Here is a 9,370-nt window from a genome sequence, read left to right as displayed (position 1 = left end):
AATAAGCATCAATCAATTTACTATCCTTGGTGATGACCATCGATTCAATGTTTAGTCTATCTCGGGCAATCACTTCTAGATTATGCTCGCCATCAAAATCGTATGCATTTAAATTACGAAGATCTAACCCCGATGCTTTACCGAAATCTTGTACTGGCGTACCTTCATTAGATATCTCCATGTATGACGTCATACGGTAGGCATTTTTCATCATCAACTTAGCTGATTCACCACTATCCCAGTTTTCAGAGGTAATACCGACTTGCGCGATTGTCTCAATGAAGCTTTGATCGGGAGCATGATACGTGGCAGCGGATACTGAACTTACTGTGGCGATTAAAACACTTAATGCAATAATTGATTTTTTCATCATGTCACCTACCTAAAAGAATATAAAAACGAATGTGTTAACGCTATCCATGTCAGATCTAGTTTGTAACTTTACTGTTTGTTAATAACTACGCCATAACACTTAGGTTTAACATCAAATCTAAATGTTATGGGTGATGCTAATAAGTTTGACGTCAAACGTCAAGTGAATGATTAACATTAATTAAATTATTATTACTAATAGATAACGAAACAAACACGGGGGTTACAATTGAAAAATACAGAGGGGTGTAAGCAGGTATATATGGAGATAGATATGGAGATAGATACAACTAATAACACTGCATTATCTTCTTTAGGATATACGAAAATAATGCAGTAATGCCTCACATATTCACCCTCGGCTGATATAAGGCAATAATAGATGAGCAGGATTCAATTGATAGTTCAGCCCTACTTGGCGAATAATAAAGGACAAATAAGTAAAATATTAACAAATGTATTTTGATATTTCATAACATAGCATTGATATTACAATTAAGAATTTATACGTAGTTTCAGATAGTTAATCGTATCTGCCAGTTCATCAATCGACTTATGAGCTCTCAACTCAATAAGATAACGACCTCGAATAATTAACGCAGGTATGGATCTAAGTTCGATAGCATTTACCATTGCTTCCGACTGGGCCATTTTCATCGTGATCAGTTTCTGCTGTTCTTTAGACAAATTATCAGGGCTTAACAGGCCATATTGATCAAACAGTTTAGCCAGCTTAAGTTTATTGCTTGCTAAGCTATTTTTATCGGTATTACGGCTTTGCACATAGGTGAAAAGCGCGTTAACCATGTCACGTTCTGGTTGGTCATGAGTCTGAACAACCATTGCGTAATAGATAAAAGCAGCTCTTCTTGCACTATCATTAAACACCACATGCACTTGATTAATTTCAGAAGTAGTTAACGCCTCTATCTTTGGTAATACAGCTTCCATTTTTGGGCAGTGACTACAGGTCAGTGAAAAAAACTCAATAACTTCGGGGGCATTTTTAATGGCTTCAGGAAGCCGTGTATACTGCAAACCTTCACGCGGTACATCAGCATAACTAATGCTTGTTATAGTAAAAAATAAACATGCAACAATTAATAATCTATTCCAGTATTTCACAATATTTCCTTTAAATAAACACATCAAGTTCGACACAAAACAACTTTAGGTATGATATCAAACAATGCCTTTTTTTCAACATTTAGTTTGAAAAATAATAATTAGTCCCAGTATGTGAACTTAACGTCTGGAAACTAAATGATCTTTAATTATTAGCATCAATCTGTTAATTCAAAACTAACCAGCGCCTCTTTTTCGGTACTGATCCTACTTTCTTGGCCATTAATAATAATGGCCAGTTTGTGGCGGCCCAAATGAAATACGCGAGTGCTGATCACTTTGAAACTTTGGTGACGGCTTATCTGTTCTTGCGTATTAGCGGCGATCATTCGTTCAGTAATTTTAAACACTTTCCGGGCTAAGCTGCCATTCTTCTTGAGATAATACAATCCGTATTCTAAGCGTAATTTTTGGGCTTGATGGCTAGTATTTTCAATCGTGAAGTTAAACGTAAGTCTATCCCCCACTTTAACAATCGGCGTGGTAATCGCCATTGCAGTGAGCTTTATCTGATTTTGTTGAAAGCCAAACAGCGCCATGATCTCTGGCTGAGCTTGCTTAAGTAATGTACGGCACGCATGTTTAACGAGTTTATCTGTCTGTGCATTATTACCTAACCACTGCGTTGCAATCTGCACTACGACATCACTGTTATCTTTGGCGATATCATTGAGGTTATTCGCCACACTACGCCTAACCACCTCACAGTCATCCTTTTTCAATGCGGTTAAAATAGGTAACAAGGGTGTTGGATCATTTTTTAATGCAGGCAACGCCATCGCCCAAGGCAGTCGAGGGCGTGAACCTTCACTCGCTAAGCGGCGTACATGGCGACTTTCATGTGTAGTCCATGCCAACATCTGCGCGAGCATTTGTGTTGAATAACGAATAATGAAAGGTCTAATCGCAAATTCACAGCTGGTATATTGCGTCACAAATTCAAAGCCATCAACAGCGCTGTCGTAATCATCCATACCATACATTTCGATGTAAGCTGGCAGACACATGTATTCAATGCTTTGCTCTTTAATCCCCTGCTCTCGCAGCTCACCAATAATCAGTTTGAGTACGACCACTGCTTCACAGAAATCCACTGGCATAAAGTGATTCAACACTTCAGCGGTATGATGCATACGCTGCTTTAGCTCATAATCCACAAAGCTATCATTAAAGATCATCTGGTTAAATTTAACCGAATCAAACTCTGATATTACCTTGGTTAACACACCCGATAATTTGTCATAAAATACAGGGCAATAAACGTCTTTAAATAACTCAGCCATAAGTAAATTTCCATCCTAATCGTAATCAATGCGGCGTTTTATAAAAGTAAATAAATAAAACTATATAATAAGCACGGTTAAATTAAAATGCTGTGAAGATATTGTTATGACAAGGCTGCATGTTTTATATGTATTAATCAATTCATGACTCACATTACCTTGCCAACATCATTTCATATTCAACCATCATATTTTCCATCCCTAAACGTTGAACATAACGCAATGTACCGGTTGCGGGTTTGACCTCTACATCAACAAGAAACTCTTCCCACACGCCCGCTATTTCACCAAATTGTTCTCCATTGATTTCATTGACGAATGTCCAATCAGTGCGCACGATATCATTAATACTGAACCCTGCGTCTTCCAGAAAATCCTTCATCTGTGCAAGAATAAGACGAGTCTGCGCAACAGGGTCTCCGGGATGTTGGGTGATAAATTGCGGGTTACAGTCTGCATGACCTGTGACAAAAAATATCTCATCAAAATCGCTCAGTTTTAGCCCCCAACTAAAAGCATTACGCATATCAGGTAAGTTTTTGTTATGAAACGCTTGTTTATTAGCCATGATGTTCTTCCTTGAGTTTTATTCGTGTTGGCCTTGCAGACCCGATAACCCTACTTTGCCAAAATCCAAACATATCGTCCAATTGATGATTTATATAGTATTCATTGGTTATATCAATAATTAATTGAATCGTATGGTTATCCTGTGTATCTTGTTTTTATTATAAAATTAAGACGGTTTTAATCGTCAATCTCGGTAATAAACCGTTAGCGATCTTGGAGTGTTTTTAAATGAATAGCATTGATACATTTGTAAAAAACTGGGGCAGTAAAAATGCCATGGTGCCAATAAATGGTGATGATATTACAGAGCTTGAATCAAAGTTAAATTGTTTTTTACCTGAATCATATAAATATTTAATATCTACCTATGGCTTGGTTCACACGCCAAACGTGTTAACTAAGATTTGTGATTTGAATTCTGATATTTCGGAAGTACAAGATTTCCTAAGCCTAGAAGATGTCGCTTCACTGTCTCAGTTATATGAAATGAGCGGTATGCCAAAGGGGCATATTTTGTTTGCATCTGATTGTAAGGGCAACATGTTTTGTTTCAAACTGAGCGATTGTCTAAGTCAGCAAACAGATGCTGCAGTCTGGTTTTTTGACCACGGTGCATGTACTGTCACACAAGTATCTGATTCTTTTACTAAATGGCTAGACCAGTTCAATGAGCTTTAAGATTGTTAACGAGAACATACTCGCCGAATGAGTTCTAATATTCAATATTTTGACATTAAGATCGCGCGTTCCCAATTATAGCTAAAGGCCTAACCAGAGGTAAGGCGCTTTAGTTCGTAGATCAGAGATCGAATGTCAGCCCCTCCTGAGACATCATCTGTTGGATTGAGTCGCGTTGGAGCATGGCCTGCAGGTGCCGGCGTAGGTTTGGCCAGTCCTGCGCACGACTGCCATATCGGCGACTCCAGTAGGCCACCATAAACAGATGGAAGTCTGCGCCGCTAAGCTTTTCGCCTAGAAGCCAGGGGCCTTTATTGCCCAGTTCATCATCAATAATGCTCCAGCAGCGGCTCAGTTCTTGGGTTGCCTTATCCACCACCAGGGTCAAATCAGTATCACCCCCGACGTAGTGCTCCGGGTGAGCCCAGCGGTTAGCAGCTTCCTGCAACGTGTTCGACATCCATGTGAGGTATTGGTAATAGTGGCCTCGTCGCGGCGACTGTAGTTCGGGCGCTAAACCGGCATCTGGGTGCTGGTCAAGTAGGTACATCAGGATCGCGGCCGATTCATAAATGATTTCACCCCGATGCTGTAATGTGGGCACCTTACCGTTCGGGTTAATCGCCATATATTCCGGAGTGCGTTGCATTCCTTTAGCCAAGTCGATCTCTATCAACTCATAGGCCACGCCCAACTCTTCCAGTACAGCGTGTGTGGCCATGTTGGCCCCACCGCGATCCCAATACAATGTGTAAATAATACTTCTCCTTTTCTGCAATATAAGGTTAACCTGAATACATATTGCCATTACTCATCATCAGATTATTGCATAAGTTGGCAGTGTTTTTCTATCACTTCTAAAGCGAAATTTTGGTTGTTAAGTTAGGCTCTATTACATTCCCAACAGACCTGGCCATGTATTATCATTGGTCGGTTTAGGATAACCACTATCAACACGATCACTTGTTATACTGTAGCGAATATAACGTTGACCATCCAAAAAGAAATATGCGCGTGTATCATCCCAATAAATTGCAGCCGTAATCTGTTGTGCATAAGCCCCCAGACCAGGCCAAGTGGAATCATTTATCGGTTTTGGGTAACCACTGTCAACGCTATCGTTAACTAAGTCATAACGTAGATAACTTCCGTCATCAAGGAAGAAATAAACTTTATTACCTTTCCAACGTAATGTCGCCACGATATTGTCAGCATATGCTTCAAGCCCTGACCATGTGGTCGCGTCGACCGCTTTCGGATAACCATCTCGAACAGAATCAGTATTCAGGTCGTAAGATAAATATTGCCCATCATTAGTAAAAAAATAAGCCGTATCACTGTCTTTGTGGAAACTGGCAACCAGGTTTTCACGATCAGCACCAAGACCAGGCCAATTACTCTCATTCACAGCGCGCGGGTAACCGTCTTCTGCTTTATCCAATACTTTGTTATAACGCACATATTGCGTATCACTACGGAAGAAATAGCCTCGTGATAAGTTCCAACTTAGCCCAGCATTAACATCCATCACATTATGTCTAAAAGCGACTGGATTAGCATTACTCGCAAGAACATAATCTACTGTGCCCAACCGAGTATTCGCATTGTCTTGCCACGAATTATTTTGCGCAGACAATACATCAACCAAAATATCATTACGATAAATGCGAATATCATCGTCACTCTCATTTATCCACTGTAAATAACCATCAGTACTTGCCACTAATTTGCGAACACCTAATTCACCGATAAGCGATGGACCATCCAGTTTCCATTCTTGCTCAACCTTAATTCCCAAGTGGGTTAATAAAGTGGGCACAATAGACGTTTGTGCCGCGTAACCATAAAGCCCTGAAAAATCGTTATTTGAGCCAACCAATTTCTCGGTAAGCTCAGCATTAACTAGTTCATTACTGCCGATAAAGATGGTTTTTTGGTTCAGCTTCTGCGCGCCATGACCACAACCTAAGCTGTCACGACCATGATCTGTCGTTACCATTAGCAGCCAATTATCGCCACTTTGTTTTTCAGCCACTTCAATTGCGTCTAGGATTTCACCCAATTGCTGATCAGCAGTAATAATACTCTTGTTATAAGCGCTACCAAAACACGTACTGTGCCCATGATGGTCAGGATCATCTAAGTGTGCAAATACAAAATCAGTGCCTTTATTTATTTCACTTATTGTCGCAGACGTTACATCCGCATCACTGATGCCACTTTCGACCCGCTCAACATTAGCAATATCATTGCTGAAAAACTGCGTATTAATCGGAGACCAATGCACTAATGACGCTTGAGTTAATATCGGGTTTGCATCATAAATACGTTTAAAAATACTGGGGAAATCGGCATTAGCCAAGCCTGCACTGTTAGTATCGACGTTATGCTTATTAACCCAAACACCCGTTAAAATTGTCGCCCAGCCAGGTCCACTTGATGTTAACTGCTCATTGTCATAACCTTTCATGCCACCCGTATACGCTTTATTGATATTCAAACGGTCAAAGTTTGGGGTATTTAAAGCTTGTACCTTTTCCCATTGCACTCCATCAATACCCAATAACACAGCTTTATTGGCCGCTAACACAGAGGGTACTTGCATCCCTACCCCAACGGTTAATAACGCAATTATCATCGTCTTTTTCATGGTCTTCTCCTTGTCGACTTCACAAAATGACATCTGGTATAGCCCAGATGTCATTATAGTCTGCGCCGTTAACATGAAGGAAACATGACTTTTTCATTAAGCTTTTTAATACAACCTAAAGACTAAAGAAGTTAAGACGATATTGATACAAGCGATCAGCTTTATAAGCTAGCCAATCCTCATCACTCATCGTTTGCTTTGACGTTGCACGTTCATTAGCAAGTGTGGCCTCAAGTTGATTTAATCCCTGCTGGTAATCCGTTATTTCTTGCTCTTGCTTATCAACTTGCTGCTCTCTATTAACAATGGATTGTCGCTCATTAGCGGTGAGATATTGCGAAGCCAGTTCAGCCTTAATTCTTGCTGTTTCATCTTCAGGCATAGACGGTGGGATTAAATGCAACGCCTCTTCATACTTGGCAGTATCAGAACTTAACGCAAAGCTATCTAAATCATCACCCTGCTCTGCCAACATCGCATTGTATTCATTGATAAAATCATCCGCGTTCTGAGTCTGGTTAAATCGACTTTCAGGATCCGCTAACGATAAACGGTAGTCATAATAAGCATCTTGCTGCTGAAATAACAGCGCGGCATCGTCAGCCCACACCAGCTCTCTAATCCCTTTAACATTGGCGATTTTATCCGCCAAACTTGCATCCTGACTGATTAACGACGCCCCCATCAACCGTTGTTCGTTCTGTTGATTTACAGGGAAGTTAACTAACAACTGATAACGAGCATCGTCAAGTATCAACTGCTGTTCGGCTAACAATTCATCGCAATTATTTTCCCTTCGACATTGCTGCCAAAATGACGTTATCGCCGTCATTAACGTTTGACCTTGTGCGTCTTGCAATAAGGTTTCTGGCTCAGACATATCTTCATTAACTGGTATTTTTTCTTTCGTTTTATTCGGTGCTATGTCTGTGGGTTGTATTGTTGAATGATCGGTTTCAGATAATGCAGGTATGGCACTTTCTTGCTTCTCTGCATTCAATTCATTTTCATTGGTGATGAAGAAATAAACGCTGCCAATAAAGGCAACGCTTATTAATAGTAATGGCAATCGCATTAACGGATTACTGCTTTAACAGGAAAATGATCAGACAAATTCCAATGCTTCCATAAACTAGCAACCGTGGTACGCGGTATTTTCACTGTGTTTATGTTCTCGTTTCGCTTGGCAAATTCATTACTGACCACCACATAATCAAGATATTCGATATTTTCACCACCCGATAACGCATTACCTGCGTAGGCATTAATGCGCGGATCAAACGTTGATTCTGTATAACCCGCATATTGCGGTTCATCAGCGCTAAGGTTGGCAAACATCTGTTGATAGTCAGTTGGGAATTTAAGTTTGTTCACATTAAAATCACCACCATAGACAACAGTATCAGTGACTGGGATATTCTGCGCTTGTGCAAAATCACGCATCTGGCGGAATTGACGTTGGCGGTAATCACGTGCGGTATCAGTATCGAACGACGCTGTATGGGTTGCGAATACATGATATGCCTTACCATTTTTGATCACTTCAGCATAATTTACGCCTTTGTCGGCAAAGCAGTCTGTCCCAGAGCAATCGGGATAGACGTATTGCCCTTCATTAACAATTGGATAGCGACTCACGATAGTCACACCACCATCGTAAACATTAATCCCAGGGTAATCTAACATCTTCGTTTGATACGGATATTCTTTAGCAAGATCACGCAAAAATGCATCACGACCAGAAGCAAAGACTTCCTGTAGCATAAGCACATCATAGCCTTTTAAATGCTTCGGTATTTCCTGAAAACGGTCACCGATGTGCTTTGCAATCACAGGCAGAGCCCAGACGTTATATGACATGACTTTGAGTGTATCTGCGTCTGCTACAGGCTGTTCATCAATTTTTTGCGGGGTGATACTGTAATAAATATCATCATAACGACCAGTCGCACTCGCTTTAAAAGCGATTTCAGTACTACTGCTGTTACTGTTGTATTTGGACTCATAACGATGAGTATCACGATCATCCGCCCAATTCAACGCAACATCATTGGTACTTGCGCCATGATCAAGTGTTGATTTATACCAATATCCTTTCACTTGTTGTAACAACGACAGCGACTCGCCATTTTCATTGGTCACCAATGTTTCGAACTGATAAGTATCACCAGACTTAACCCCTTCCCAGCGATTAAAACTTAATACCATTTTAGTTTCCCATTGTTTAAGTGTCTGTACATGTTGTTGCCATTCTGCACCTTCTTCAAGTAAATCTGAACCAGTGTGGTTAACTTGAATCGACATGGTCTGGTTAGAGTTGTTGGTAAGGTAGATATCACTGTCGGCAAGTGCAGACGCACTCATAACACAAGTGAGGCAAGTTGTTGTTATTACATTTTTTAGTATATTCACATCAAATCCTTTGATTGTTGTTTTAACGGATTTGAGGTTAAATTAAGAATATGACATTTAAAACACAATAATATTAAATATTTAGTGGCGATCACGATTAAGCATAAACAACAATAATAACTGTGACCTTTGATGGTAAACACTAAAATAACGTTCCAAGTTGGCATTAAAAATGACTAGCTCATTTGAAATATCATTCTATTTTTAAGATCGCCAACAACGCTCTGTTTCGCGAACATAACGTAATTTCTATTCACCTTTAATCATCAATCTCAATCAT

Annotated in this window: 8 protein-coding genes and 1 pseudogene; 1 reads left to right on the top strand and 8 read right to left on the bottom strand. The window is 40.0% G+C overall.

What is annotated here, in order from left to right; genetic code table 11:
* The 4 genes and pseudogenes from PE36_RS19500 to PE36_RS19485 all read right to left on the bottom strand — a co-directional run.
* A pseudogene (locus PE36_RS19500) lies at positions 1 to 373 on the bottom strand (6-aminohexanoate hydrolase); the annotation flags it as partial.
* A gap of 494 nt (positions 374 to 867) precedes the next feature.
* Positions 868 to 1,497, bottom strand: a complete 630-nt coding sequence (locus PE36_RS19495; protein WP_052298110.1) for a thioredoxin domain-containing protein — start codon at positions 1,495 to 1,497, stop codon at positions 868 to 870.
* A gap of 158 nt (positions 1,498 to 1,655) precedes the next feature.
* Positions 1,656 to 2,780 (bottom strand): hypothetical protein, encoded by a 1,125-nt coding sequence (locus PE36_RS19490; RefSeq protein WP_006033797.1) that lies wholly within the window; start codon positions 2,778 to 2,780, stop codon positions 1,656 to 1,658.
* Between the two features lie 154 nt (positions 2,781 to 2,934).
* Positions 2,935 to 3,348: a RidA family protein gene (locus PE36_RS19485; RefSeq protein WP_006033796.1), complete on the bottom strand. Its 414-nt coding sequence runs from the start codon at positions 3,346 to 3,348 to the stop codon at positions 2,935 to 2,937.
* 230 nt (positions 3,349 to 3,578) lie between these two features.
* On the opposite strand from PE36_RS19485, the gene PE36_RS19480 reads away from it, so the two are divergent.
* Positions 3,579 to 4,028: an SMI1/KNR4 family protein gene (locus PE36_RS19480; RefSeq protein WP_006033795.1), complete on the top strand. Its 450-nt coding sequence runs from the start codon at positions 3,579 to 3,581 to the stop codon at positions 4,026 to 4,028.
* A 121-nt stretch (positions 4,029 to 4,149) separates the two neighbouring features.
* Here PE36_RS19480 and PE36_RS19475 read toward each other — a convergent pair whose 3' ends face one another.
* The 4 genes from PE36_RS19475 to PE36_RS19460 form a co-directional block, all read right to left on the bottom strand.
* A complete protein-coding gene (locus PE36_RS19475; protein WP_006033794.1) occupies positions 4,150 to 4,836 on the bottom strand; it encodes a glutathione S-transferase family protein in 687 nt (228 codons plus the stop codon).
* 84 nt (positions 4,837 to 4,920) lie between these two features.
* Positions 4,921 to 6,678, bottom strand: coding sequence for a hemopexin repeat-containing protein (locus PE36_RS19470; protein WP_006033793.1), 1,758 nt, complete (start codon positions 6,676 to 6,678; stop codon positions 4,921 to 4,923).
* 115 nt (positions 6,679 to 6,793) lie between these two features.
* On the bottom strand, positions 6,794 to 7,753 hold the full coding sequence (locus PE36_RS19465) for a hypothetical protein (RefSeq protein ID WP_006033792.1): 960 nt from the start codon (positions 7,751 to 7,753) through the stop codon (positions 6,794 to 6,796).
* On the bottom strand, positions 7,753 to 9,042 hold the full coding sequence (locus PE36_RS19460; protein WP_006033791.1) for a sphingomyelin phosphodiesterase: 1,290 nt from the start codon (positions 9,040 to 9,042) through the stop codon (positions 7,753 to 7,755). The genes PE36_RS19465 and PE36_RS19460 overlap by 1 nt, the downstream gene beginning before the upstream one ends.
* Between the last annotated feature and the right edge of the window lie 328 nt (positions 9,043 to 9,370).

This window comes from Moritella sp. PE36 (assembly GCF_000170855.1).
Taxonomy (GTDB): domain Bacteria; phylum Pseudomonadota; class Gammaproteobacteria; order Enterobacterales; family Moritellaceae; genus Moritella.
The sequence above is the reverse complement of the archived record's forward strand: the minus strand, read 5'-3'. Positions and strand labels throughout refer to the sequence as shown.

What these genes read in the sequence shown, in the direction of transcription:
- PE36_RS19480 (WP_006033795.1), top strand. Translation starts at nt 3,579, where the DNA reads ATGAATAGCATTGATACATTTGTAAAAAACTGGGGCAGTAAAAATGCC.
- PE36_RS19475 (WP_006033794.1), bottom strand. Translation starts at nt 4,836, where the DNA reads ATGGCAATATGTATTCAGGTTAACCTTATATTGCAGAAAAGGAGAAGT.
- PE36_RS19490 (WP_006033797.1), bottom strand. Translation starts at nt 2,780, where the DNA reads ATGGCTGAGTTATTTAAAGACGTTTATTGCCCTGTATTTTATGACAAA.
- PE36_RS19465 (WP_006033792.1), bottom strand. Translation starts at nt 7,753, where the DNA reads ATGCGATTGCCATTACTATTAATAAGCGTTGCCTTTATTGGCAGCGTT.
- PE36_RS19470 (WP_006033793.1), bottom strand. Translation starts at nt 6,678, where the DNA reads ATGAAAAAGACGATGATAATTGCGTTATTAACCGTTGGGGTAGGGATG.
- PE36_RS19485 (WP_006033796.1), bottom strand. Translation starts at nt 3,348, where the DNA reads ATGGCTAATAAACAAGCGTTTCATAACAAAAACTTACCTGATATGCGT.
- PE36_RS19460 (WP_006033791.1), bottom strand. Translation starts at nt 9,042, where the DNA reads ATGAGTGCGTCTGCACTTGCCGACAGTGATATCTACCTTACCAACAAC.